Raw genomic sequence first — 23,050 nt, forward strand, 5'->3', positions numbered from 1 at the left:
GTCACTCAACCGCCGCAACTTCACGGCCTCCCTTGGACTGGGCGATTCCCTTGGTGGTCGGGGGAATCGGCAGGGTCTTGGGCATCAGCCCCAGCAGCGGCGCGATCTGGGCGATCACCCGTCCGGCGGCGGGCGCCGCGGTCCAGCCGGCGGTGATGAAGCCGAAGGTCTGCTTGGTGGCCTGGGGCTCGTCGATCATCATCAGCACCGCGTAGCGCGGCGCATCCATGGGGAAGGCGGCGATGAACGAGGACAGCACCGCCTTCTTGCGATAGCCGCCGGCCCCGGCCTTTTCGGCGGTGCCGGTCTTGCCGCCCACCTCGTAGCCGGGTACGTCGGCCTTCTTGCCGGTGCCGTCGGTGACCACCATGCGCATCAGCTGGCGCATGTTTTCCGAGGTCTTGGGCTTGATCACCCGGATGGCGGGGACCGCGTCGCCCGGCGCCCGGGCCAGCAGGGTGGGCGCATGGTATTCGCCGCCGTTGACCAGGGCGGCGGTGCCGGCCAGCAATTGCAGCGGGGTCACCGACAGGCCGTGCCCGAAGGAAATGGTGACGGTGTTGATCTCGCGCCAGGGGGAGGGCACCAGCGGCGCGCCCACCTCGGGCAGTTCCAGCGGCGGGGCCTGCAGCATGCCGATGCGGGCCATGAAGGCGCGCTGGGCCTCGGTGCCGGCGTCCAGCGCCATGCGGGCCGAGCCGATGTTGGACGAGTGGATGAGGATTTCCGGAATGCTCAGCCAACGGTTCAGCGCGTGGTCGTCATGGATGGTGTGCCCGGCGAACACCAGCGGCTTGGTGGCGTCGAAGCTGGAATTGAGGTTGGCCTTGCCGTGGTCCAGCACCATGGCGGTGTTGAACAGCTTGAAGGTGGAGCCCATCTCGTAGGCGCCCTTGGTGGCGCGGTTGAACATGGACGAATCGGTGGGGGCGGGCGGGTCGTTGGGGTCGAAGTCCGGCAGACTGACCATGGCGACCAGTTCGCCGGTGCGCACGTCCATCACCATGCCGGTGCCGCCGACGGCCGAGAACTCCTCCACCGCGCGGGCCAGTTCGTTGCGCACGATGGTCTGGACGCGGATGTCGATGGACAGGGCCAGCGGCTCGCGGCTTTCCTTCAGCGCGTTCTCGAAGCGCTTCTCGATGCCGGCCACGCCCTTGTTGTCCACGTCGGTGACGCCCACCGCGTGGGAGACCAAAGAGCCGTGGGGATAGATGCGGCGCTCGCCCTTTTCGAACAACAGGCCGGGAATGCCCAGGTTGTTGACGTCGTATTGCTGGCGCGGCGTCAGGTTGCGCTTGAGGTAGACGAACTGGCGGCCCGACGACAGGCGCTCGATGGTCTCTTCCAGGTCCAGTTCGGGCAGCACGCCCACCAGCCGGATGGCGGCGTTCTCGACGTCGACCTTGGCGATGCGAAGGTCCTCGGGCCGGGCGAACAGCGACACGGTGGGAAGCGACGAGGCCAGCAGCACCCCGGTGCGGTCCGAGATGTCGGCGCGCTCCATCTGCAATTCGTCGGTCCGGGCCTGGGGCTGGGCGTGGGCCTTGGGCGGGTTGCGGTCGATGACCGCCACGTCGACCATGCGCGCGCCCACGGCTGCAAAGGCCAGCAGGAACACCAGGGCGGTGACCACCAGACGAGAACGGCCGGTCTCGATGGCCTGCATGCGCACGCCGTCCAGGCGCAGCGCCGCTCCGGCCTGGAGGTCGTCGCCGGCGTGGAAGCCGGGGGTATGGCGCTTGGGCGCGAAGATGCTCATCGCGCGCCCCCTTCGCCCTGGGCCAGGGCGGGCGACGGAATGACGATGCTCCGGCTTCCCTTGGCGGGGGCCGGAGCCGGGGCCGTCACGGGCGGGGCCAGGGGTTTGACAATGGGCGCCTGGGCCAGGGTGCCGGTGCCGGGCTTGTTGGGCTGGGGCTTGCCGGGCTGCGGCTTGGCCGTTTCCGCCGGCCGCGGCCTGGCCGGGCTCTCGGCCAGCTTGACCGAGGTGGCGGGGGGCTGGGCCTTGGGGTCGGAGGGCTTGGCCTGGGCGGCGGCCGGCGGCAGCGACATCTTGGCCGGCGACACGGCGGCGTAGACCACGCCGGTGGCGGGGATGCCGTCCTTGGGCAGGGTGTCCAGCGTCGCCACCTGGGTCGGCGTCACCGGCTTCATGCCCAGATGCTTTTCCGACAGGGTGCGCAGGCGCACCGGGTCGTTGAGATAGCTCCACTCGGCCCGGAGGATGTGGATGGTCTCCTGGTTGCGGTGAATCTCGGCGTTCAGGCCGGCGAGACGATGCTCCAGGTCCTTGACCTCGTACTTCACCACGAACAGCACCACGCCGACGCTGACCGCCAGCAGGGTCCACAGGATGGTTCCGGTCAGTCCGCGCCTCATGATGCGGTCCCCCGGGCGGGAGCGTCGGTGCGGATGGCGGCGCGCAGCTTGGCCGAGCGGGCGCGGGGATTGGCCCGCGATTCCTCGGGGCCGGGGGCGACGGCCTTGCGGGTCTGCAGGGTGAAGGTGGGGACGGGGCCGGCGCCCTGCGCCTGGGGGACGTGGCGCGAGGGCCGCGCCGCCTCGCCCGAGCGGGCTTTCAGGAAGCCCTTCACCACCCGGTCTTCCAGGGAATGGAAGGTCACCACCGCCAGGCGCCCGCCGGGGACCAGCAGGCGCTCGGCCGCTTCCAGCCCACGCTCCAGCTCGCCCAGTTCGTCGTTGACCGCGATGCGCAGCGCCTGGAAGGTCCGCGTGGCAGGATCGATGCCGTCGCCCGAGCGCGGCACCACCCGGCGCACCACCTCGGCCAGTTCGCCGGTGCGCTCGAAGCGCTTGGCGCGGCGCGCCTCGACGATGGCCTTGGCCACGCGGCGCGACAGGCGTTCCTCGCCATAGCGGTAGATGATGTCGGCCAGCTCGCCCTCGGGCGTGTCGTTGACCATGTCGGCGGCGCTGGGACCCTTGGTCTCCATGCGCATGTCCAGCGGGCCGTCCTTGGCGAAGGAGAAGCCGCGCTCCGCCTGGTCGATCTGCATGGAGGACACGCCGATGTCCAGCGCGATGCCGTCAACCTGGTTGACACCCTGCTGACGCAGCAAGGATTCCATGTCGCCGAATCGGCCCTCGATCATGGCGAAATGGCCGTCCTGGCTTTGCTCCAGGGAACGGCCGCGCGCCACGGCGGTGGGGTCGCGGTCGATGGCCCACACCCGGCAGGCGCTGGCCGACAGGATGGCCTTGGTATAGCCGCCGGCCCCGAAGGTGCCGTCCACATAGGCGCCGCCGGCCTTAGGCGAAAGCGCCGCGATCACCTCGGCCAGCAGCACGGGGATGTGGGGGCTGGTGTCGCTCATGGCGTCACCTTGGGACGAAGGGGCAGGGTGGGGCGCGATTGCAGGGCGCGGGCGCGGATCTCGGCTTCGACGGTCTTGTAGGCCTCGGGCGACCAGATCTGGAAGGTCTGGCCCTTGCCGACGAAGGAGACGGACTCGGTGATGCCGGCATGGGCCATGATGTCCTCGGGCAGGACGATGCGGCCCTCGGGGTCCCAGGGCAGCTGGCGGGCGTCGGCGAAGATCAGGGCGGACAGGTCTTCCTGCTCGGCCGAGAAGGCGTCGAAGCTCTGGGCGCCGTCGGACAGGCGCTCCATGAAGTCCATGCCGCAGCCTTCGATGCAGGCGTTGGTGAACGAGCGGTAGCAGACGATTCCGGCGAAGCTTTGGGCGGCCAGGGCAGCACGGAAGGTCGCGGGCACGGAGACCCGTCCCTTCTTGTCGACCTTGTTGACGAATGTGGAGAGGAAGAGTGCCACCCTCGTCCGCCTTCCGCTTGTGTGCCCGAAAACCCCTTGCCCATCTCCCGGGACACAATACGCCTGTGCGCCCCGATGGGATGGTGATTAATGGGATATCATGGGAAATCATGGGAGTCAATGGAATCGGATAGTAATCGCATGGGCTGGGGCAGTTGAGAGACAATGTTTGACGGTATTTACTAAAGTACTCGAGGATCGCCTCGCAGCGCATTGATATTTACCGTTTTTTCATAAACGACCAAAATCCCTATGTGAAATCCCTCACAGGGGTGTAACGTGAACATCGCCCCGATGGCGGTGGATCGGGGCTGATGGGCGGTTTGGGAAATTATGGGAAAAAGCGTCAGACGGCCTGTAAGCCGGGTTCTGTCCCCGTCCGAGGACGGGTGACGGCCATTCATCTGGGACGCCCGTTACCGGACGCCTCTCGCGACCGACCCGGACGGCGACGCGGAAACGCGTTTCGTCCTTCCCGGGGGAAGAACAGTGCCGTCCCTATTTGGTCTTGCTCCTGGTGGGGTTTGCCGTGCCGCTCCCGTTGCCGGTCGCGCGGTGCGCTCTTACCGCACCCTTTCACCCTTACCTGCTGCCGGACCGAAGTCCGGGAACGGGCGGTTTGCTCTCTGTGGCACTTTCCCTGGGGTCGCCCCCGCCGGACGTTATCCGGCACCGTGTTTCCGTGGAGCCCGGACTTTCCTCCCCCTGGCGCAAGGCCCGAGGGCGGCCGTCCGGCCGTCTGACGCGGCCCCACTCTAAGGCCTGGAATGCACAGGTCAAGTGCCGCGAAGTGTGAATGACGTTCAAAAGAAAAGGCCTCCGTAATGCGGAGGCCTTTATTGTCTCTATACTTGTGCCTGGTCGGGTTAAAACCGTATTTACCCGAACAGCTTGTCGATTTCGTCCTGGGAGATTCCCTGGTTTTCCAGGGCCGGGCCGTTGAGCAGCTTGGAATCGTCGTCCTTGTGCTCCTCAAAGATCTTGGGCGACACGTCGGAGATGTTCTCCGGGCCCCAGATCTCGATCATGGCGTTGATGCGGGCCTCGACGTATTTGAGGGTCTTGACCACCTTGGTGATGCGCTGGCCGGTGATGTCCTGGAAGTTACAGGCCTCGAAGATGGTGCTGACCGTGTCGTTGATGTCCTCGACCAGGCGGCCGACATAGGAATCGGCGGCGTGCGCCCGGATTTCCTTGCCGATGCTCTCGATCTTCTCGGCGGCCTCCAGGATGTTCTCGGTGGCGCTTTCGGTGGACGACACGATGGCGTCCAGCTCGAAGGTGACGGCCATCAGGCGGTCGTCGTCGGCATCCTTGGGGCGCAGCGCGGCGATTTCGGCCTTGGTGTGCTCGATGCAGACGGCCAGCGCGCGCAGCTCGGTCTTCAGCATGGAGACTTCGGCGGCCTTCTGCGGCAGCACGTCGTCGACCACCGCGGCGGCCACCGGCGGCGGGGCGTCGCCGCGGACCAGGGATTCCAGCCCCTTGATGTCGGCGCGAAGGTCGTTGATGGCCTTGAGGACCTCGGAGGTGGAGGCGCTGGGGCCGGCCTCGCCGCGAGCCTGGAGCCGCTTGATCTCGGCCGTGAACAATTTGCGCTCGGTCGTCATGACTGCTTGGCATCCCCTAATGTCACCGATGGCGGCCTTGCTCCGCCATCAACCACCCGCTTCACCCACGGCATATACGATTTATCCGTAACCAGGATGTGCTCGGTCAACCACTTCTTGAGGAATTCTACAACCTGTTCGTTCAATGCCCCGCGTTCTCCCGCCCGGTATCGGCCGCAGATGTCGCGGACATGGGCCTCCAGCCGCCGATGCTCGGCCTTGTGGTCCTCGAAGTCGGGAAAGCCGGAGGCGGCCATCATAGCCTCTTCGCGGCGAAAATGATGCTCTGCATATTCGGAAAGCGCGGAGAGCACGCTGCCGACCACGTCGCGGCTCTGGCCGGTGTCGGTGGCGTCGTACAGCTGGACCAGCAGGTCGATCAGGATGCGATGGTCGGAATCCAGCAGTGGATTGCCCACGCTGAAAGCTTCGCTCCACGCGATCGATGTCATCGGGTCCCCCGCCCCTGCGTTCCCGTCGCAGCCACTATACCCTACATCCCAGGCGGTACAAGCCTGGAAGGATGGCCAGACCGCCCCTCGCCGGGCGGCTGTGCTTGATGTAGACTTGGGGCCTGCGGAGGCTTTCAGTGACCCGACTGCGCATCGCCACCTTCAATCTGGAAAACCTGGACGAGCGTCCGGGCGGCGGCATGGATTTCGAGGACCGGCTGGCGGTGCTGCGGCCGCAATTCCTGCGTCTGCGGGCCGACGTCCTGTGCCTGCAGGAGGTCAACACCCACCCGGCCACCAAGAGCGGGCCGCGCCTGTTCACCGCGCTCGACCGGCTGCTGGCCGGTACCGGGTACGAACACTGGAACCGGGCGCACAGTCTCAACCGTGGCGGCGTCCATCCCTCGGACAAGCACAATCTGGTCATCGTCTCGCGCCTGCCCATCCGCTCGCACCGCCAGATCTGGCACGATCTGGTGCCGCCCTGCGCCTATCGCCCGGTGCGCGCCGAGCCGGCCCCGGCCGAGGCCCAGGCGGTGGAATGGGACCGCCCCATCCTGCACGCCGTGCTCGACCTGCCCGACGGACGTCCGCTGCACGTGATCAACGTCCATCTGCGCGCACCCCGCGCCGTCTGGCTGCAGGGCCAGAAGGAGCGGTTCGGCCGCTGGCTGTCGGTGGGCGGCTGGGCCGAGGGGTTCTTCCTGGCCGAGATCAAGCAGGCGGGCCAGGCGCTGGAGGCCCGTCTGGCCGTGGAGGAGATCTTCGATTCCGATCCCGAGTCCCTGGTGGTGGTGTGCGGCGACTTCAATTCCGCCGAACGCGAAGGCCCGCTTCGCATCATCAAGGGCGACGAGGAGGATACCGGCAACGGCCATCTGGCCATGCGCATGCTGGTGCCGCTGGAGCGCAGCTTGCCGGAAAACCTGCGCTATTCGGTGATTCACCACGGCCGCCCGGTGATGCTGGACCACATCCTGGTGTCGCGGCCCCTGCTGGGCTGGTACCTGGGCGCCGAGATCCACAACGAAACCCTGGGCGACGAGCTCGTTTCGCCGGCGACGGTCCACGGCACGCCCGACAGCTACCACGCCCCCCTGGTGGCCGAGTTTTCCCCGCCCCAGCCCTGAGGGCTTCTCAATAATCATTTCAATTCCGACGATGCGCCCGCTGTCTCGCGCCGTTATAGTGGTGCCGGAGCGAGGGGAGGCGCCATGATCGCGTGGCTTTGCGGATTGGTGGGCGAGGGGCCGTTTCCCTCGCGGCGGGTGGTCGCCTATCAGGCGATGCTGGTGCTTTGCATCGTGCTGTCCACCGCCATCGCCATCATCGACACCGTGCCCGACGCCTGGGTCGGGTTCGAGGGCGCCGTGACGGCGGCCAGCGGCCTGTTCCTGGCCGTGCTGTCGGCCGATTACGCCATCCGGCTGCTGTCGGCCCATTCCCAGCGGGCCGAGGGGGAATCCGGGCTGGCCGCCATGGTGCGCTACGCCCTGTCGCCCTACGGCATCTTCGATTTCCTGGCGGTGGTGCCGTTCCTGGTGGGCGAGGCCACCACCGTGCTGCCCCATGACGGCGAAACGGTGTTCGGCATCGTCCGCTTCCTGAAGCTGGCGCGCTATTCCCCCGCCCTGGAAACCCTGGGCGTGGTGGTGCTGCACGAGATGCGGCCGCTGCTGGCGTCGCTGTTCATCATGCTGATCCTGGCTATTTCGGCCTCGACCATGCTGTACTTCGCCGAGCGCGCCGCCAACCCGGCCATGGGCAGCGTGCCGGCGGCCATGTGGTGGGCCATCGTCACCCTGACCACGGTGGGATTCGGCGACGTGGTGCCCATCACGGCGCTGGGCAAGCTGCTGGGCAGCGTGGTGGCGGTGCTGGGCCTGTGCATGTTCGCGCTGCCGGCCTCGATCCTGGCGTCGGGCTTCGCCGAGGAGATGAAGCGCCAGAATTTCGTCTCCACCTGGCATCTGGTGGCCAAGGTCCCCTTCTTCCAGCGCCTGCAGGCCAGCCAGATCGCCGAGATCGCCGGCCTCTTGAAACTGGCCCGCGCCATCAAGGGCGAGGTGCTGATGCGCGAGGGCGACACCGGCGAGTGCATGTACTTCATCGTCAACGGCCAGGTGGAGGTCAAGGGCAAGGCCGGGACCTTCATCTTGAAGAACGGCGACTTCTTCGGCGAGATCGCCCTGATCGAGCGCTGCCCGCGCACCGCCACGGTCAAGGCGGTCAGCCGCTGCCAGCTCCTCATTCTCGACGCCCGGGACTTCCACAAGTTCGTGGCCCACGACCACGCCCTGCTGGAAGTGATCTGGGAGACCGCCCGCGCCCGCATGGCCCAGGCCAAGCAGGTCGAGAAGAAAGACGACCAGAAGAGCGAAGAGAAGGAAGACGCGTGAGCGGGTTTCCGGCGATTGAGAGGCTCATGCCATGAGCGAGCCCAGGCTGAAGGCCAAGCTGTGGGTCCATGCCGCCATCCGCCGCTGCGCCATCCTGGCTATTCCGGCCTTCGTGGTGGCCAAGGGCGACGAGGATGCAGGCGCGGTGCTGATCAAGCTCAACCGCGGTCCCGCCGGTTGCGAGGTCTTCACCCAGGTGCGCGACGGAGCGGGCGAGGCGGCCTGGATGCGCGCCACCGGCCCCGATCCGGTGCCCGAGGACAAGGCCGATTCCTATATCCGCAAAAGCCGCGACATCGATTCCGACCTGTGGGTGGTGGAGGTCGAGGACCGCGACGGCCGGGTCCCCTTCCTCGAGCGCATCTTGGCGGGCTGACCGGAAATACGCTATGAAGCGTTCTTCCGTAATTTCCATCCAAGGACCCGCTCCATGACCCGTCAGCTGATCTCTTCCGGTTCCTCGTTCGAGGAAGTGGCCGGCTATTCCCGCGCCGTGCGCCAGGACCCCTGGGTGTTCGTTTCCGGCACCTCGGGCTTCAAGGACGGCCAGATCGCCGACGGCGTGGTCGCCCAGGCCGAGCAGTGCATGGCCACCATCGCCGCCGCCCTGGAACAGGCCGGTTATTCTCTGGCCGACGTGGTCCGGGTCAAGGCCTACATCACCGAAGCCGCCTTCTTCGAGCAGATCGCCCCGGTGCTGGGCAAGGCCTTCAAGGGCATCCGCCCGGCCAACACCACCATCGTCTGCGGCCTGGTCGATCCCCGCATGAAGGTGGAGATCGAGGTTACCGCGCTGAAGGCGTAACAAGCGGCCGGGACGGCCGCGCTCCGGGTATGGAGCGCAGGCATCCTGCCCGCCAGCCAAAGGGAGAACGCACCATGCCCACCATTCTGATCACCGGCGCCAATCGCGGCATGGGTCTCGAATTCGCCCGGCAATACGCCGCCGCCGGCTGGCGGGTGCTGGGCACGGTGCGCGATCCCATGGCAGGGCGCGCCCTGTCGGAAGCCGGCGGTGAGGTCTATGTCTGCGACGTGGCTCTTCCCGATCAGGTCGCCCGCCTCAAGGCCTCGCTGGCCGGGGTGGAACTGGACGTCCTGCTGCTCAACGCCGGCATCTACGGCGAGAACCAGGAGTTCGGCGCGGTCGATCCCGCCGCCTTCATGAAGGTGATGGCGGTCAACGCCCTGGCGCCCTTGAAGCTGGCCGAGGCCTTCGCCGACCGGATGGCGGGGCGCAAGGTGATCGCGGCGGTGTCGTCCAAGATGGGCGCCATGTCCGACAACACCTCGGGCGGGTCCTACGCCTACCGGGCGTCCAAGGCGGCGCTGAACATGGTGATGAAGGGCCTGGCGGTGGATCTGGCAGGCCGGGGCATCCTTACCGTGGCCCTGTCGCCCGGCTGGGTGCGCACCGACATGGGCGGCCCCAACGCGCCGCTCGACGCCGCCGAGGCGGTGGCCGGCATGCGCAAGGTGGTGGACGGCTTGAGGAGTGAGGACAGCGGCTGCCTGATCCATTACGATGGCTCCCGCCTGAACTGGTAGGAGGTGGGCATGGCCGCGCCCGTCGAGTTTTATTTCGATTTCGCCTCGCCCTACGGCTTCTTCGCCGCGCAGGAGGTGGACGGGCTGGTCGCTCCCTTCGGCCGCGAGGTGGCGTGGAAGCCGATCATGATCGGCTCGGCCTTCAAGGCGTCGGGCAACCTGCCGCTGGTCAGCCAGCCCTTGAAGGGCGACTACGCCCGCCATGACTGGGAACGCCTGGCCCGCCTGATGGAGGTGCCCTACCGTCTGCCCGATCCCTTCCCGGTTCCCGCTTTGCCGCCGTCGCGGGCCTATTGGTGGCTGGAGTCCAGGGACAAGGACCTGGCCAAAAGCTATGCCCGGGCCGTCTATCTGGCCTATTTCGCCGAGAACATGGACATCTCCAGCCTGGAGGTGGCCTGCGCCCTGGGAGTGCCGCTGGGCGTCGATCCCGACGAGATGGCCGCCGCCGTCCAGGCTCCGGAATGGAAGGCCCGCCTGAAGGACGAGACCGAGGCGGCCATCGCCAAGGGTGTGTTCGGCTCGCCGTTTTTCATGGTGGACGGCGAAGGCTTTTGGGGCGCCGACCGACTGTGGATGTTACGGAGGTGGCTGGAAAAGGGTGGCTGGTGACCTAAATAAGCGCTAAGGCTTTCATCGAAGGTCGGGGCATACTTACCCCTGATTGCCCCGGGGCGCGCGTAGTGCCATTGTCGCCGCCTTGAATGAACGGAGTACGTTGCGTTGCCGCTTATCATCGATCTGAAGCCGGGCGAGAAGCTCATCATCAATGGCGCGGTGCTGGAAAATGCCAGTTCCAACACCAAGGTGCGGGTGCTGAACGACTGCTCGATCCTGCGTCAGAAGGAGATCCTGTCGGATTCCGACAGCGTGACGCCTGCATCCCGGGTCTATTTCGCCCTGCAATGCGCCTATATCTTCCCGACCAAGCGCGGCGAGTACCTGCGCATGTTCAACCACTACCTCGACAGCTATGTCGAGGCCTGCCCCAGCGCCGTCCCCATCAAGGACGAGATCACCGAGGCGGTGGAGGAGGGGCATTACTACAAGGCGCTGAAGGCGACCCGCCACCTGCTCGAGCACGAGACCAAGGTGCTCGGTTCGCTGCAGGAAGCCGCCGCCGAGGAAGCCGCCGCCGTCGGGGACTGAGCCCCGGCGACGGGCGGTGCCATAAGGCGCGCGGGCCCTTGGGCCTAGCCAAACCCGGATGAGACCTGCTCATCCGGGTTTGTGATTACTTCAGATACGTCAGCAAGCTGAGATTGCGGGTCTGGGCCAGCGCCTGGTAGCTGGCCTCCAGCGCCGTCTGGTCGGACAGCAGCTTGGTCACCGCCTCGGTCTGGTCGACCTGGGCGATGTCGGCCACCCGCTTGGACAGGAAGCCGATGAACTGGTTGTGCTTCTCGTTCTTCAGCGAAATGGTCTTGCGGGTGCCATCGATCAGGCTGGCCGCCGACTTGATGTCGCCCACCTTCTCGGCGCCGAAGGGCGGCGTGCCGGCCGCCGGTGATTCGATGGCGTCGTTGATCAGGAAAAGCGCCTGGCTGATGCGCTCCTGGTGGGATTCCAGCCCGCCGGCGGTGCCGAACTGGCCCTGGGCGATCAGGCCCAGCGCCCGGATGGCCTTCTCGAAGGCGGGGTCCGAGGCGTAGATGCCCACATTCACCGTGCGGTCGTTGTCCACGCGATGCTGCAACTGCAGGGTGTCTCCCTTGTACCAGCTGCTGGAATCGATCTTGGCGTTGGTCGACAGGGTCTCGTCGGTCAGGCTGACGCTGGCGATCTCGAGATAGCCGCCGGCATTGTCCACCACCTTGTAGACGCCGTCGTTGACGCCGGTGGTGCCCTTCATGGTGATGATGGTGCCGTTGGGCGGATAGAGATTGCCGCCGTCATCCTTGAAGCCGTTGGCGTTGGACGAGGTGATGCGCTCGCCCAGCGTGCCGCTGGAGGCGAAGTCCAGCGAGCCGAAATGGTTGGAATTGCGCGTCACCGTGGTCGCGGTGTTGGGGTCGTAGAACGTCATGGTGAAGTCGCTGCGCCCGGTCTGGGGCAGCAGCTGGGACACCCGCGCCCCTTCCGGATTGAGCACGAAGGACACCGAGGTGGCGGTGGCGTCGCTCACCGTGAAGGAGCCGTTGTGGCTGGCGGTGCCGCCCAGCGAGAGCTGGTCGCCGATATTGACGCCGGCGAAGTCCACCGTCGCGCCGGCGGCGGCGGTCAGGGTCACCGTGGTCAGGCCGGTGGCCGCCGAGGTGGTGGTGGTGAAGTTCAGCGTGCCGGCGGTGGTCGGGCTGGCCGGGGCGACGCCGTTGATGCCGAACTTGAGGCTGGTCGAGGCCACCGCTTCTTCCTTGGCCGGGTCGAAATTGGTCTTGAAGTTGACCACGCCGTTCTTGTTGCTGACGACCTCGTAGGCGCCCTCGTATCCGGTGGTCGCCGCGCCGTTGGTCAGCTGCGGGCCGATGGTGAACTTGGTGCCCACGGTCAGGCCGGCCAGGGAGCCGGCGGTGTTGGCAGTCATGTTCATGGTGCCGTCGGGGGCGAAGGTGAAGTTCAGCTGCGAGGTGGCGGTGTCCAGGATGGTGCTGGGGGTGGTGCCGTAGCTGAGGACGTTGGTGGTGGTGCTGCCCTCGGCCAGCGGATTGCCGGCCACGTCGCACATGGCCTTGGACTTGACGGTGAAGTCGCCGTTGTTGGCGGGCGTGGCGGTGCTGTCCGAGACGGTGATGCGCGAGCCCGAGTAGACCGCCTTGAAGGCGTCCGAGCGCGCCGGGATGATCACCCCGCTGCTGGCCTTGAAGCTCATGGCGGTGGCTTCGATGTTGGTGATGGACAGGTCCTGGAGGTCGGCGTTGCGCGTGGTGGAGAAGGTGTTGATCGAGCCGTCGTAGAGGGACTGGAAGTCGGTCAGGGTGGCGGCGGGAATCTCGACCGGAACGTTGCTCACCCGGCCGCCCGAGAACAGGTACTGGCCGTTGACGTTGGTGGCCAGGTCGGCCTGCAGGCTTTGCAGCGCCTCGAAGGCGGTCTTCTGGATGCCCTTGATGTTCAGCTCGCTCTTGGGGTTGTTCTGGCGGAACGAAACGAGCGAGTCGCGGAACACCGTCAGCGTCTTCTTCATCCCGGAAATGGCGGTGGTGGCCGCTTCCAGCTTGGTGCTCCACACGTCGTTGTTGTCGATGAAGCGCTTGGCGATGGCCTGCTCGTTCTCGAAATTGATGACCGTGTTGGCGCCCGAGGCGATGCCGTCGTACGACTGCGACTTCAGCTTGGTGGTCACCTGAATCTGCTCGGACTGAATCCGGGTCTGGATATCGAGGATCCGGTTGACGTAGGCGGTATTGGCGCCAAGCGTGCCGATGCGGGTCATGATCGGCCTCCCTTACTTCACGATATTGACGAGGGTATCCAGCATTTCCTGCAGCGTCGAGATTACCTTGGCCGACGCCGAATAGGCCTGCTGGAAGTTGATCATGTTGGCGACCTCTTCGTCCAGGTTCACGCCGCTGGTCGAGGCGTACTGGGTGTTGAGAGCCTGGCCCAGCGTGGTCTGGTAGTCCAGCCGGTCCTTGGAATGGGCCGCGTCGGTGGACACCTGGGCGATGGAGGCGGCGGCGTGCTCGGCGAAACTGTAGCTGCCGGCATAGAGGCTGCCCGCCGTCGACATCTGGGTCTTCGTGGACATGGCGCCGCCCATGGCCAGGGCGGTGGTGTTGTCGCCCTCGGACAGGAAATATTTGCCGAGATCGGAATTGTACTGCATGGCGCCGCGGCTGACCTTGGCCGGCGAGCCCTGGATGTCGGCGCGCACGTCGATGACGCCCGACTTGCGGGTCGAGGCGGTGTGCATGCCCAGTTCGGTGATGAAGCTGCCGGCCGGCGTCAGATTGTCGGGTGTGGCGCCCAGGAACAGCTCGCGATCCGAGGTCTGGCGGATGCGCAGGCGATAGCCCGAGCCTTCCGGGATCACCGAGGCTTCCACCAGCTGGGACTGCTGAAATCCCAGATAGGACTTCATGTCGGAGGACCCCATGGTGCCGCCGACCACGCTGATGTCCAGCGGTACGCCCCGGTTGTCCCAGACGCGAAGGCGGTAGGCGTTGGGGCCTTCCTGGACGGCCGCGGCCTGGGCGGAGCTGCTCTGCGCGTTGATGGCGTCGGCGATGTCCTTGAGCGTCATGTTTCCCGCCGCCAGCGAGATATGGGCCACCGCGCCGTTGGCATCGCTGATGTTGATGCTGGTCGATGATGTGGTGGTCAGGGATGAGCTGGACAGGATGGCCGATTCGTTAGTCTGGGTCTGGGCGTTGATCTTCTTGGCGATGTCGTAAAGCGACGAGCCGGCCGCCATGCTGATGGTGTTGCCGATCTTGCCGGTGGGGTCCAGCAGGTTGAAGCTGCGCGCCGTGGACAGGGTGAAGTCCTTGGCGACCACGTCGGAATCGACGATGGAGTCAGGCACCTTGCTGGTGAAAAAATCGTTCAGCCCGAAGAAATTGGCGAAGCCCGTCACCTGCTTGTCGGCCTTGTTGTCCCCGTCCACGTCGAAATTGATGCGGGCGTCGGTGGTGCCCGATCCGGCGGCGGTGGCCTTCTGGTCGCGGAACGCCAGCGTCACCGACGGGACGCCGGTGTCGAGCACGAAGGTGCCGGTGTCGATCGAGGCGGTGGCCGAGCTCATCACGTTGCCCTGATAGCTCTGCTGGCGCATCCAGCTTTGGATCTTGGCCGCCACGTCGGTCATCTTGACGCCCAGCGTGGTGGCGGAATCGGACATGTCCAGCGCGGTGGCGTTGCCGGCGGCGTCGGTATAGCTCGTGCTGCTCATGATGGCGCGCACGGTGGTGGCGGCCACCTGGTTGCCCTGGGTGTCGAACAGGGCGATGGTGGTGTCGTCGTTGCCGGAATACCAGATGTTCTGCGGGTTCGATCCGTTCAGCGCCGGGTTGTTGGGGTCCACCAGCTGGCGGGTGCCCACCATCTTGGAATTCTGGGTGGGGAAGATGGTGCCGCGGTTGTGGACCTGGTTGACCGTCTCCTTCAGCTTGGCGGCCACCTCGTCCATCTGGGCCTGAAGGTTGGGGATGACGGTGTCGCGCAGATCGAGCAGGGCGCGCAGTTGGCCGTCATTGATGTCCTCGCCGATATCGGTGGCGTCGCTGGTGCTGACGGTCAGCTTGTTGAAATTGCCGCCGGCCGCCGTCATCCAGGAATCGGTGATGGTGGTCGCCACGTGGCGGAGGGTGGCGGGTCCCTTGTCCACCAGGGTCTTGCCCGTCTTGGTGAACACGCCCACCGAACCGTCGCCGCGTTCGAAATACTGGATGTCCATGTACTTGGACAGGGTGGTCAGCGCGTTGTCGCGCTTGTCCTGAAGGTCGCCGATGTCGCCGCCGATGGCGTTGTTGCGGACGATCTTCTGGTTGAGGTCGAAAATGTCCTCCAGCTGCTTGTTGACCTGCTCCGTGGTGTCGGCGACGGCCCGGTCGGCTTCCAGGCGCAGGTTCTGCATGTGGTAGGTCATCTCGTTGAACTGGTCGGTCATGTCCTTGGCGGTCTGGACGGTCGCCGACTGGAAGGCCGGCGTGTTGACCTGGGTGGCCAGGGTCTCGAACGAGGACTGCATCTGCTGGATCTGGTGCGAGATGGAGGTGGAGCTGCCCACCGTGCCGAAAAGGTCCTCGAGGCGGGGATAATAGGTCTGCGTGATGTCCAGCGCGCCCTGGGTCGAGGTCTGGCGGCGGATGTCGCGCATCAGCCCCTCGTCGACGTTGCGGGTCAGCGCGCCTTGCTGCACGCCGGCGCCGATGCCGTTGACCACCCGGGATTCCGGGGTCATCTGCTTGCGGACATAGCCCTTGGTGTTGACGTTGACCACGTTCTGGGAAATGACGTCCAGGGCCTTCTGGTTGGTCAGAAGTCCGGAAAGCGCCGAATTGAGTCCGAGGGTCAGCGACATGATTTATCTTCCCCGCCGTTCTGGCGTCAAAGGGCCTTATTGAAGGACAGCGAGCCGCCCGTGCCGGCGGAGGCGTCGAAGATGCCGGCCCGGCCGTAGGCGGTGGTGCTGGTGACGTTCTTCTTGGCGGCGTCGACCATGATGTCCATCACCCGCTGGTAGGCCTCCATCTCGGCCTTGAGGCGCCGGGCGTTGGTCTCCACCAGTTCGTTGAGGCGCGTGCCGACGGCCACCAGCATCTCGCGCCGGTCGTCGTCGAGCAGGCGGGCCAGGTCGGGCTCGTCCATCAGGGGCTGGACCGACTGTTCATAGAGCCGGGCCAGCGCCGCCTTGTTGTCGGCCAGCAGGCGCACCGTCTCGGGGTCGTGGGAGAGCAGGGCGTCATTCTCGACGTCGAGCAGGTCGCACAGATTGGTGCAGGCGAACAGCAGGTCGTCGTACCAGAACAGCTCGGCCTCGGCCTGGGCCGCCCGCAATTCGTCGTCGTCGAGAAGGTCGTGGTCGTGAAGTTCGCGGTCGTCGTTCATGTCACTGCACCTCCTGGTGGCTCAGCAGCATTTTCTGGACGGCGGCGCCGATCCCGATGCCATTGCCTTTGTTGGCGACCATCTTGCCGTACTCGTCGATCAGCAGGGACCGGAACATCTGTTCGCCGCTGCCGCCGCCGAAGACGCCGTCGGTCTTGATGCCCTCGAACATGTGGGTGAGCATCTGGCTCATGTACATGGCCTCGAACTGACGTCCGGCCTTGGCGGCCCGCGCCGTGTCGGTGGCGCCGGCCTTGGGCATCTTGACGCCGGGCAGGCCGGTGTCGGTGTAGGGCGTGGCGGCCAGGGAGGGAAGAACGCTCATCACAGCACCTCCAGCTCGGCCTGCAGCGCGCCCGCCGCCTTGATGGCCTGAAGAATGGTAATCAGGTCGCGCGGGCCGATGCCGAGGCTGTTCAGGCCCTCGACCAGCTCCTGCAGGGTGACGCGGTGGGCGACCACGGCCAGCTTGTTGCCGGCGCCCTCGTCCACCTGGATGTCGGTGCGCTGCACGGTGGTGGTGGTGCCGGTGTCCGAGAACGGCGAGGGTTGCGACACCTGCGGCGTCTCGGTGATGCGGATGGTCAGCTGGCCCTGGGCGATGGCCACCGTGCTGATGCGCACGTTCTCGCCCATGACGATGGTGCCGGAGACCTCGTCGATCACCACGCGGGCCACCTGGTCGGGCTCGACGCGCAATTGCTCGACGTCGGTGAGCAGGCCGACCACGTTGCCGCGATAGCCGGGGGGAACGACCACCTGCACCGTGCCGGGATCGACGGGCCGCGCCATGTCGCCGCCCAGGTAGGAATTGATCGCCTGGGCGACGCGGCGCGAGGTGGTGAAGTCGGGGTTGCGCAAGCTGACCTTGACGGATTCCAGGTGCGACATCTCGAAGGGCAACTCGCGCTCGACGATGGCGCCGTTGGCGATGCGTCCGGCGGTGGGCACGCCCTTGGTCACCGACGAGCCCGAAGCGCCCGAGGCGGTGAAGCCGCCGGTCGCCACCTGGCCCTGGCCCACGGCGTAGACCTCGCCGTCGGCGCCGATCAGGGGCGTGACCAGAAGCGTGCCGCCGCGCAAATCCTTGGCGTCGCCCATGGCCGAGACGTTGATGTCGATACGGGTGCCCTGGCGCGAGAAGGGGGGCAGGGTGGCGGTGATCATCACCGCCGCCACGTTCTTCGGCGTGAGCTGGGAGCTGATGGCGCCGGTCTTGTCGCGGATGTTGACGCCGAGCCGCTCCAGCATGCCGGTCAGGCTTTCCTTGGTGAAGGGCGCGTTGGTGAGCGAGTCGCCGGTGCTGTTGAGGCCGACCACCAGGCCGTAGCCCACCAGCATGTTGTCGCGCACGCCTTCGAAATCGGCGATGTCCTTGATGCGGGACGCCCCGAAGGCCTCGACCGGCATCATCCCCAGCGTCGCGGCCAGCAGCGAGGCGGCCAGCAACAGGGCGCGGATCGGTTCGGCGGCGAAAAGGGCTCGGCGGGCATTGCTTTTCATGACGGTCTCATCCCAGCAGACGGAACATGGGTCTGGCAGGCATGCTCTTGCGAAACCCGTGCCAAGAGGAAACATGGGGAATATCAATGTGTTGCCTTTTGTTGTTACGGGCGGGTGGCGGTTTTGGCCGGGCAGTTACGGCCCTTCAGCCCGGCAAAACCTGCCCAGTTGACCCGAAGCGCCGGCTCTGGCGAAATAACGCCTGTCGCAGTCCGGCCCAACCGGGTAGAATCAGGACATGAAGATTTCAGGCGTGGGCTCCAAGGGTGCCGTTTCCGGCACCAAGAAGTCCGAAGGTACAGGCGCCAAGGGCGAGTTCAGGAAGGCTCTCATCGAATCCATGGATTCGATGGAGGAGGCGCATGCCGTCGAGGCGCCGGTCGGCATCACCGGCATCGACGCCCTTCTGGTGGTGCAGCAGGTGGACAATTCCGTCGAGCGCGAGGCGCGGCGCCGTCTGGTCCGCCGCGGCGAGGAGCTGCTGGACGGGCTGGAGGAACTGCGCCACGGCCTGCTGATGGGCGAGATCCCCACCAGCCGCATGATGAATCTGGCCCAGAACGTGCGGATGCGCCGCGAAAACTGTGCCGATCCGCGCCTTGCCGCCATCCTCGACGAGATCGAGCTGCGCGTCGAAGTCGAGCTGGCCAAGCTGTCGTCGCGCGGCTGATTTTCCTGTCACGAAACGAATTTACCCGTCCGAGGGGGCGCCGTGATGCAAGACGGCGCTTGCGGGGGTGCGCCCCGATCCATATATTGCGCTGCGACTTGAACCCCGAGCAGGATTCGAGGGAACCTTATGAACGTCACGTTGCCGCCGGACTATGTTCCGTCCGAGGACGAGCCCTTCATGAACGACACCATGAAGGAGTATTTCCGCCAAAAGCTGCTGCGCTGGCGGGCCGAACTCCTCCGCGAATCCGACGAAACCCTGCAGCACCTGCAGGAAGGTGGCATGCAGGAGCCCGACATCGCCGACCGCGCCTCGGCCGAGGCCGACCGGGCCCTGGAACTGCGTACCCGCGACCGCGAGCGCAAGCTGATCTCCAAGATCGACGCCGCCATCGGCCGGGTCTCCGACGGCTCCTACGGCTATTGCGAGGAGACGGGCGAGCCCATCTCCATCCGCCGCCTGGAGGCGCGCCCCATCGCCACCCTGTCCATCGAGGCGCAGGAGCGTCACGAGCGGCTGGAGCGCACCCATCGGGAAGATTAGGCTTCTGTCATAAGTATAGGTCCGGATGCCCCGCCCCTCGGCGGGGCTTTTTTTGTTTGGAAAACCTCCAATTAATGCCTAAAAAAGAAGCTCACGCGGGGGTGTGTTCTAAAAATAGGCACAAGGGGGCGTAAATGGCCGAGCCGGAACGAATCCTGGAACTGACCCAGGCGGTGCATGCGGTTGCCAACGACAAGATCAGCGAGATCAAGAAGGTGACCGGGACCACCCGCATCCTGTCGCTCAACGCCCTGATCGAGGCGGCGCGGGCCGGCGAGCTGGGCCGGGGCTTCGCGGTGGTGGCCAACGAGGTGAAGAACGTCTCGGACAACATCAACACCATCACCCAGTCGTTGGAAGGCGAGCTGTCGTCGACCATCAACGACCTGATGAGCCTGGGCCAAGTGATGGTCAAGCAGCTGCGCGGCTCGCGCCTGGCCGACCTGGCGCTCAACATGATCGAGATCATCGACCGCAATCTCTATGAGCGCTCGTGCGACGTGCGCTGGTGGGCCACGGATTCGGCGGTGGTGGATTGCCTGACCCAGGGCAGCGCCGATTCCGCCAGCCACGCCTGCAAGCGCCTGGGCGTCATCTTGGATTCCTACACCGTCTACCTCGATCTGTGGATCGCCGATGCCGAGGGCCGTGTGGTGGCCTGCGGCCGTCCCGACCGCTATCCGCGCGCCATCGGTTCGGACGTGTCGGGGGAATCATGGTTCCGGGGCGCCATGGCGTCGCGGGACGGCGGCGAATACGCGGTGGCCGACATCTCGACCAGCCCGCAACTGGGCGGCGCCCAGGTGGCCACCTACAGCGCCGCCATCCGCGAAGGCGGTGAGAACAGCGGCCGGGCCATCGGCGCGCTGGGCATCTTCTTCGACTGGCAGGCCCAGGCCGAGACCGTGGTCAAGGGCGTGCGCCTGCGCGAGGAGGAAAAGGCCGCCACCCGCTGTCTGCTGCTGGACCAGGACTTCCGGGTGATCGCGTCGTCGGACGGGCTGGGCGTGTTGGCCGAGCGGCTGCCGCTCGACACCCGTCACGGCCCGGTGGGGTCCTATGTGGAGGACAGCGGCACGGTGGTCGGCTATTCCCTGACGCCCGGCTACGAGACCTACGAAGGCCTGGGCTGGTACGGCGTGATCATCCAGCACCCGCAGACCATGGCGACGACCCGGCACTGATCCCGATGGCGTCCACCAACGTGCGCAGTTCCTGGCGGGCTGCCACGTGGCTCATGTTGAACTCGAAGCCCATGATCTTCTTCTTCAGGTCGATCAGGGTCAGGCCTTCGAGGAACATGGAGCGGTAGATCACCCGCTCGCCCAGGCCGGGAATGACGCGAAAGCCCACACGCTTGGACAATTCGGCCAGCAGCTTCTCCATGTCGCGCTTGTTGCGCGCGTCCAGGTTGGACAGGCGGTTTCTCAGCACGATCCAGTCCACCACCGCCTTTTCGCCCCGCATGGCGCGGGACTTCTTGGTCTCCCACACCATCTCGGCGTAGTGGCTGGGGCGGCGGATCTTCATGGCGCCGGGCTCGACCAGGGCCAGCACGTCCAGATCCACCAGGGAATCGTTCAAGGGCGTCACCAGGGTGTCGGCGAAGGAATGCCCCAGCCGCGACATGGGGTGGTCGCTGCCGGGCGTGTCGATCACCACCACGTCGTGGCGGGCGGCGAAATCCTTGAACACCTCTTCCAGCCGGGCGCAATCGGCCGCCGGATCGCCGGTGGGGGGGATGGCCATGTGCTCTGGCAGCGGCAGGCCCAGCTCATCCCTGTCCTTTCGCGCCGCCCGGTTGCCAATATAGCGCGACAGGGTCGCCTGGCGGGCGTCGATGTCGATGCTGCCCACCGACAGCCCCCGGTCCAGCAGGCTGACGATCAGGTGCATGGAGATGGTGGACTTGCCGGTGCCGCCCTTCTCGTTGCCGACGACGATGACGTGGGCTTTCTTCATGACGGTTTCACCTGTTTCAGCCAGACCTTGGTGTCGTGGAAGACGGCGCCGCCGCCGGGCAGCGCCGGGTCGGCGCTGGTCAGGTGATTGATGCCCTTGCCGCCCTCGAAGAAGGCGTCGGGCCAGATGCCCTCGACCGCCACCACGCCGCGCGCGACGCCGGCGGTGGGGCGGACGTGGACCCTGATCTCGGCCTTCCGGTTGCCGATGGCGACAAGGCCGTTCTCGGCCAGGCCCAGGGCGGCGCAATCCTCGGGGTGGAGCAGGGCGGTGGGCCGCCCGGCCTGTGAACGCGAGGTGGGCATCTCGGTGAAGCTGGTGTTGAGGAAGTGCCTGGACGGCGGCGTGATCAGGCGGAAGGGGTGCTCTTCATCCGCCTCGTCGGTGACCGCCAGATGGTCGGGGAGTTCCGGCAGGCCGTCCATGCCCCAGTCGGGGGCGAAGCGGAAGCGGCCGTCGTCGTGGCCGAAGCCCGACAGGAAGTGGGCATCCTCGAACACCTTGGCGCAGTCGAGGCCGCCCAGCACGTGCAGCTCGTCGGCGCCGGGCAGGTCGGAGGCGACCAGCACCTGATCGATCATCTCCCACTCGTCCATCTCGAAGCCGGGATGGATGGCGCCCAGGCGGGCGGCCAGATCGGCGATCACCCGGTGGTTGGCGCGGGCTTGGCCGATGGGCGCGATCACCGGCTTGGCCACCTGCAGGAAGGTGTGGCCGTAGCTGGTGTAAAGGTCGGCGTGCTCCATGGAGGTGGTGGCGGGCAGCACGATGTCGGCGAAGCGTGCCGTCGCCGTCATGAACTGCTCGTGCACGGCCAGGAACAGGTCGTCGCGGGCGAGGCCGGCGCGCACCAGTCCGCTGTCGGGGGCGACCTCGGCCGGGTTGGAGTTCTGCACCAGCATGGCGGTGACCGGCGGCCCGCCGGCCAGATCCTTGGGATCATTGGTCAGCACGGGGCCGATGCGGCTCATGTCCAGGGTGCGGACCTTGGGGGCGGGGACATCGAGTCCGTCCAGCAGGGTGCGGGCGATATCGAACACGCCGCCCATGCTCTGCACCGCACCGCCGCCCTTGTGCGCCCAGGCCCCCGACACGGCGGGCAGGCACGAGACGGCGTGCAGGTTGACCGAACCGTTGCGCGAGCGGGAATAGCCGTAGCCCGAGCGCAAATAGGCGCGCTTGGTGGTGCCGTAAAGCCGGGCGAAGGCCTCGATCTCGTCTTCCGACAGGCCGGTGATGGCGGACGCCCATTGCGGCGTGCGGGTCTTAAGGTGCGCTTCCAGCCGCTCGGGGCAGTCGGTGTAGCGCGACATGTAGGCGCGGTCGGCCAGATCGTCCCTGAACATCACATGCATCACGGCGCAGGCCAGCGCCCCGTCGGTGCCGGGGCGCAGCATCAGGTGCTGGTCGGCCTTTTCGGCGGTGGGGGTGCGGTAGGGATCGACCACCACCAGCTTGGCGCCGCGTGCTTTGCGGGCCTGGCTGATCAGTCCCATCAGATGCACCTGGGTGGCGGCCGGATTGGCGCCCCAGATGACGATCAGGTCGCTTTCGGGAATCTCGCGCGGGTCGACGCCCCACTTGGCCCCCGTTCCCGCCACCCAGCCGGTGCTGGCGGCGGCCGAGCAGATGGTCTTGGCCTGGTTGGAATAGCCCATGACCCGGCGCAGCCGGTTGATGGCCGATTGCTGCACGTGGCCCATGGTGCCGGCGTAGAAATAGGGCCACACCGTCTGTGGGCCCAGGCGGGCGGCCGCCTCCTTGAAGCGCGAAGCGACCTCGTCCAGCGCCTCGTCCCACGAGATGGGGGCGAACCTGCCCTCGCCCTTAGGCCCGATGCGCTTCAACGGCGTGGTCAGGCGGCCTTCGTGATGCACCCGCTCGGCATAGCGCGCCACCTTGGCGCAGACGACGCCCTCCGTATAGGCCATGTCGCCGCCATGCACCCGGCCGATGCGGCCCGGCTCGGGGAGCTCCACCACCAGCGGGCAGGCGCTGGGGCAGTCATGGGGGCAGACGGAAACGGCGGTATTGACGGTCACGGGCGGGATTTCCGGTCATGGTGCGTTGCAGCG

The 23,050-nt window shown here is 66.4% G+C and carries 23 protein-coding genes and 1 other RNA gene; 10 read left to right on the forward strand and 14 right to left on the reverse strand.

Translation table 11 applies throughout. From position 1 onward, the window contains the following. Nucleotide 1: 1 nt before the first annotated feature. The 7 genes from XM1_RS07065 to XM1_RS07095 all read right to left on the reverse strand — a co-directional run bounded on the left by XM1_RS07065 (nucleotide 2) and on the right by XM1_RS07095 (nucleotide 5,858). On the reverse strand, nucleotides 2-1,762 hold the full coding sequence (locus XM1_RS07065) for a penicillin-binding protein 2 (RefSeq protein WP_068431882.1): 1,761 nt from the start codon (nucleotides 1,760-1,762) through the stop codon (nucleotides 2-4). Continuing rightward, nucleotides 1,759-2,382, reverse strand: a complete 624-nt coding sequence (locus XM1_RS07070; protein WP_068431884.1) for an energy transducer TonB — start codon at nucleotides 2,380-2,382, stop codon at nucleotides 1,759-1,761. The genes XM1_RS07065 and XM1_RS07070 overlap by 4 nt, the downstream gene beginning before the upstream one ends. Further along, the gene (gene rsmH / locus XM1_RS07075; protein WP_068431887.1) at nucleotides 2,379-3,338 is read right to left on the reverse strand and encodes a 16S rRNA (cytosine(1402)-N(4))-methyltransferase RsmH; all 960 of its coding nucleotides are present in this window, start codon (nucleotides 3,336-3,338) and stop codon (nucleotides 2,379-2,381) included. Before rsmH ends, XM1_RS07070 begins: the two co-directional genes overlap by 4 nt. After that, complete coding sequence (gene mraZ, locus XM1_RS07080) at nucleotides 3,335-3,796, reverse strand: division/cell wall cluster transcriptional repressor MraZ (RefSeq protein WP_068431890.1); 462 nt, start codon at nucleotides 3,794-3,796, stop codon at nucleotides 3,335-3,337. The genes rsmH and mraZ overlap by 4 nt, the downstream gene beginning before the upstream one ends. A 342-nt stretch (nucleotides 3,797-4,138) precedes the next feature. Then, an RNA gene (gene rnpB, locus XM1_RS07085) (RNase P RNA component class A) lies at nucleotides 4,139-4,539 on the reverse strand. A 135-nt stretch (nucleotides 4,540-4,674) separates the two neighbouring features. Further along, the gene (locus XM1_RS07090; protein ID WP_068431893.1) at nucleotides 4,675-5,406 is read right to left on the reverse strand and encodes a protein phosphatase CheZ; all 732 of its coding nucleotides are present in this window, start codon (nucleotides 5,404-5,406) and stop codon (nucleotides 4,675-4,677) included. Beyond that, entirely contained in the window at nucleotides 5,403-5,858 is a 456-nt protein-coding gene (locus XM1_RS07095) for a bacteriohemerythrin (protein WP_068431896.1), read from the reverse strand. The genes XM1_RS07090 and XM1_RS07095 overlap by 4 nt, the downstream gene beginning before the upstream one ends. 137 nt (nucleotides 5,859-5,995) lie before the next feature. Between XM1_RS07095 and XM1_RS07100 the strand changes: the two genes are divergently transcribed. The 7 genes from XM1_RS07100 to XM1_RS07130 all read left to right on the forward strand — a co-directional run bounded on the left by XM1_RS07100 (nucleotide 5,996) and on the right by XM1_RS07130 (nucleotide 10,954). Continuing rightward, nucleotides 5,996-6,988: an endonuclease/exonuclease/phosphatase family protein gene (locus XM1_RS07100; RefSeq protein WP_231920716.1), complete on the forward strand. Its 993-nt coding sequence runs from the start codon at nucleotides 5,996-5,998 to the stop codon at nucleotides 6,986-6,988. Nucleotides 6,989-7,072: 84 nt separating this feature from the next. After that, nucleotides 7,073-8,257, forward strand: coding sequence for a cyclic nucleotide-gated ion channel (locus XM1_RS07105; RefSeq protein WP_068431899.1), 1,185 nt, complete (start codon nucleotides 7,073-7,075; stop codon nucleotides 8,255-8,257). A 31-nt stretch (nucleotides 8,258-8,288) separates the two neighbouring features. Further along, nucleotides 8,289-8,633: a DUF1491 family protein gene (locus tag XM1_RS07110; protein ID WP_068431902.1), complete on the forward strand. Its 345-nt coding sequence runs from the start codon at nucleotides 8,289-8,291 to the stop codon at nucleotides 8,631-8,633. Between the two features lie 54 nt (nucleotides 8,634-8,687). Continuing rightward, nucleotides 8,688-9,062, forward strand: a complete 375-nt coding sequence (locus tag XM1_RS07115; protein WP_068431905.1) for a RidA family protein — start codon at nucleotides 8,688-8,690, stop codon at nucleotides 9,060-9,062. Between the two features lie 74 nt (nucleotides 9,063-9,136). Continuing rightward, entirely contained in the window at nucleotides 9,137-9,805 is a 669-nt protein-coding gene (locus XM1_RS07120; RefSeq protein WP_068431908.1) for an SDR family oxidoreductase, read from the forward strand. A 9-nt stretch (nucleotides 9,806-9,814) separates the two neighbouring features. Beyond that, nucleotides 9,815-10,417: a 2-hydroxychromene-2-carboxylate isomerase gene (locus XM1_RS07125; protein ID WP_068431911.1), complete on the forward strand. Its 603-nt coding sequence runs from the start codon at nucleotides 9,815-9,817 to the stop codon at nucleotides 10,415-10,417. A 111-nt stretch (nucleotides 10,418-10,528) separates the two neighbouring features. Next, the gene (locus XM1_RS07130) at nucleotides 10,529-10,954 is read left to right on the forward strand and encodes a flagellar biosynthesis repressor FlbT (protein ID WP_068431914.1); all 426 of its coding nucleotides are present in this window, start codon (nucleotides 10,529-10,531) and stop codon (nucleotides 10,952-10,954) included. Nucleotides 10,955-11,039: 85 nt separating this feature from the next. On the opposite strand, the gene XM1_RS07135 is transcribed toward XM1_RS07130, so the two are convergent. From XM1_RS07135 to XM1_RS07155, 5 genes are read right to left on the reverse strand one after another with little or no spacing between them, the layout of a single operon-like run. After that, nucleotides 11,040-13,178 (reverse strand): flagellin, encoded by a 2,139-nt coding sequence (locus XM1_RS07135; protein ID WP_068431917.1) that lies wholly within the window; start codon nucleotides 13,176-13,178, stop codon nucleotides 11,040-11,042. Between the two features lie 12 nt (nucleotides 13,179-13,190). Then, on the reverse strand, nucleotides 13,191-15,767 hold the full coding sequence (gene flgK / locus XM1_RS07140) for a flagellar hook-associated protein FlgK (protein ID WP_068431920.1): 2,577 nt from the start codon (nucleotides 15,765-15,767) through the stop codon (nucleotides 13,191-13,193). 26 nt (nucleotides 15,768-15,793) lie between these two features. Next, nucleotides 15,794-16,294: a hypothetical protein gene (locus XM1_RS07145; RefSeq protein ID WP_068431922.1), complete on the reverse strand. Its 501-nt coding sequence runs from the start codon at nucleotides 16,292-16,294 to the stop codon at nucleotides 15,794-15,796. 1 nt (nucleotide 16,295) lies between these two features. Further along, nucleotides 16,296-16,619, reverse strand: a complete 324-nt coding sequence (locus XM1_RS07150; protein WP_068431926.1) for a rod-binding protein — start codon at nucleotides 16,617-16,619, stop codon at nucleotides 16,296-16,298. Further along, the gene (locus XM1_RS07155; RefSeq protein WP_068431929.1) at nucleotides 16,619-17,797 is read right to left on the reverse strand and encodes a flagellar basal body P-ring protein FlgI; all 1,179 of its coding nucleotides are present in this window, start codon (nucleotides 17,795-17,797) and stop codon (nucleotides 16,619-16,621) included. Before XM1_RS07155 ends, XM1_RS07150 begins: the two co-directional genes overlap by 1 nt. A 238-nt stretch (nucleotides 17,798-18,035) precedes the next feature. Between XM1_RS07155 and XM1_RS07160 the strand changes: the two genes are divergently transcribed. The 3 genes from XM1_RS07160 (at nucleotide 18,036) to XM1_RS25130 (ending at nucleotide 20,197) form a co-directional block, all read left to right on the forward strand. Then, nucleotides 18,036-18,467, forward strand: a complete 432-nt coding sequence (locus XM1_RS07160) for a flagellar assembly protein FliX (protein WP_068431933.1) — start codon at nucleotides 18,036-18,038, stop codon at nucleotides 18,465-18,467. 129 nt (nucleotides 18,468-18,596) lie between these two features. Beyond that, a complete protein-coding gene (gene dksA / locus XM1_RS07165) occupies nucleotides 18,597-19,013 on the forward strand; it encodes an RNA polymerase-binding protein DksA (protein WP_068431936.1) in 417 nt (138 codons plus the stop codon). A gap of 134 nt (nucleotides 19,014-19,147) precedes the next feature. Then, entirely contained in the window at nucleotides 19,148-20,197 is a 1,050-nt protein-coding gene (locus tag XM1_RS25130) for a methyl-accepting chemotaxis protein (RefSeq protein WP_068431939.1), read from the forward strand. Here the strand turns inward: XM1_RS25130 and XM1_RS07175 are convergent. Next, nucleotides 20,157-20,975: a division plane positioning ATPase MipZ gene (locus XM1_RS07175; protein WP_068431942.1), complete on the reverse strand. Its 819-nt coding sequence runs from the start codon at nucleotides 20,973-20,975 to the stop codon at nucleotides 20,157-20,159. The two genes, XM1_RS25130 and XM1_RS07175, sit on opposite strands and share 41 nt — an antisense overlap. Then, on the reverse strand, nucleotides 20,972-23,017 hold the full coding sequence (locus XM1_RS07180) for a molybdopterin oxidoreductase family protein (RefSeq protein WP_068431947.1): 2,046 nt from the start codon (nucleotides 23,015-23,017) through the stop codon (nucleotides 20,972-20,974). Before XM1_RS07180 ends, XM1_RS07175 begins: the two co-directional genes overlap by 4 nt. Between the last annotated feature and the right edge of the window lie 33 nt (nucleotides 23,018-23,050).

The organism is Magnetospirillum sp. XM-1 (genome assembly GCF_001511835.1).
In the GTDB taxonomy this organism is placed as follows: Bacteria; Pseudomonadota; Alphaproteobacteria; order Rhodospirillales; family Magnetospirillaceae; genus Phaeospirillum.

Bases quoted from the DNA above. Each gene is read 5' to 3' on its own strand.
- XM1_RS07065 (WP_068431882.1), bottom strand. From the start codon at position 1,762: ATGAGCATCTTCGCGCCCAAGCGCCATACCCCCGGCTTCCACGCCGGC.
- XM1_RS07070 (WP_068431884.1), bottom strand. From the start codon at position 2,382: ATGAGGCGCGGACTGACCGGAACCATCCTGTGGACCCTGCTGGCGGTC.
- rsmH (WP_068431887.1), bottom strand. From the start codon at position 3,338: ATGAGCGACACCAGCCCCCACATCCCCGTGCTGCTGGCCGAGGTGATC.
- XM1_RS07090 (WP_068431893.1), bottom strand. From the start codon at position 5,406: ATGACGACCGAGCGCAAATTGTTCACGGCCGAGATCAAGCGGCTCCAG.
- XM1_RS07095 (WP_068431896.1), bottom strand. From the start codon at position 5,858: ATGACATCGATCGCGTGGAGCGAAGCTTTCAGCGTGGGCAATCCACTG.
- XM1_RS07105 (WP_068431899.1), top strand. From the start codon at position 7,073: ATGATCGCGTGGCTTTGCGGATTGGTGGGCGAGGGGCCGTTTCCCTCG.
- XM1_RS07110 (WP_068431902.1), top strand. From the start codon at position 8,289: ATGAGCGAGCCCAGGCTGAAGGCCAAGCTGTGGGTCCATGCCGCCATC.
- XM1_RS07115 (WP_068431905.1), top strand. From the start codon at position 8,688: ATGACCCGTCAGCTGATCTCTTCCGGTTCCTCGTTCGAGGAAGTGGCC.
- XM1_RS07120 (WP_068431908.1), top strand. From the start codon at position 9,137: ATGCCCACCATTCTGATCACCGGCGCCAATCGCGGCATGGGTCTCGAA.
- XM1_RS07125 (WP_068431911.1), top strand. From the start codon at position 9,815: ATGGCCGCGCCCGTCGAGTTTTATTTCGATTTCGCCTCGCCCTACGGC.
- XM1_RS07135 (WP_068431917.1), bottom strand. From the start codon at position 13,178: ATGACCCGCATCGGCACGCTTGGCGCCAATACCGCCTACGTCAACCGG.
- flgK (WP_068431920.1), bottom strand. From the start codon at position 15,767: ATGTCGCTGACCCTCGGACTCAATTCGGCGCTTTCCGGACTTCTGACC.
- XM1_RS07145 (WP_068431922.1), bottom strand. From the start codon at position 16,294: ATGAACGACGACCGCGAACTTCACGACCACGACCTTCTCGACGACGAC.
- XM1_RS07150 (WP_068431926.1), bottom strand. From the start codon at position 16,619: ATGAGCGTTCTTCCCTCCCTGGCCGCCACGCCCTACACCGACACCGGC.
- XM1_RS07155 (WP_068431929.1), bottom strand. From the start codon at position 17,797: ATGAAAAGCAATGCCCGCCGAGCCCTTTTCGCCGCCGAACCGATCCGC.
- XM1_RS07160 (WP_068431933.1), top strand. From the start codon at position 18,036: ATGAAGATTTCAGGCGTGGGCTCCAAGGGTGCCGTTTCCGGCACCAAG.
- dksA (WP_068431936.1), top strand. From the start codon at position 18,597: ATGAACGTCACGTTGCCGCCGGACTATGTTCCGTCCGAGGACGAGCCC.
- XM1_RS25130 (WP_068431939.1), top strand. From the start codon at position 19,148: ATGGCCGAGCCGGAACGAATCCTGGAACTGACCCAGGCGGTGCATGCG.
- XM1_RS07175 (WP_068431942.1), bottom strand. From the start codon at position 20,975: ATGAAGAAAGCCCACGTCATCGTCGTCGGCAACGAGAAGGGCGGCACC.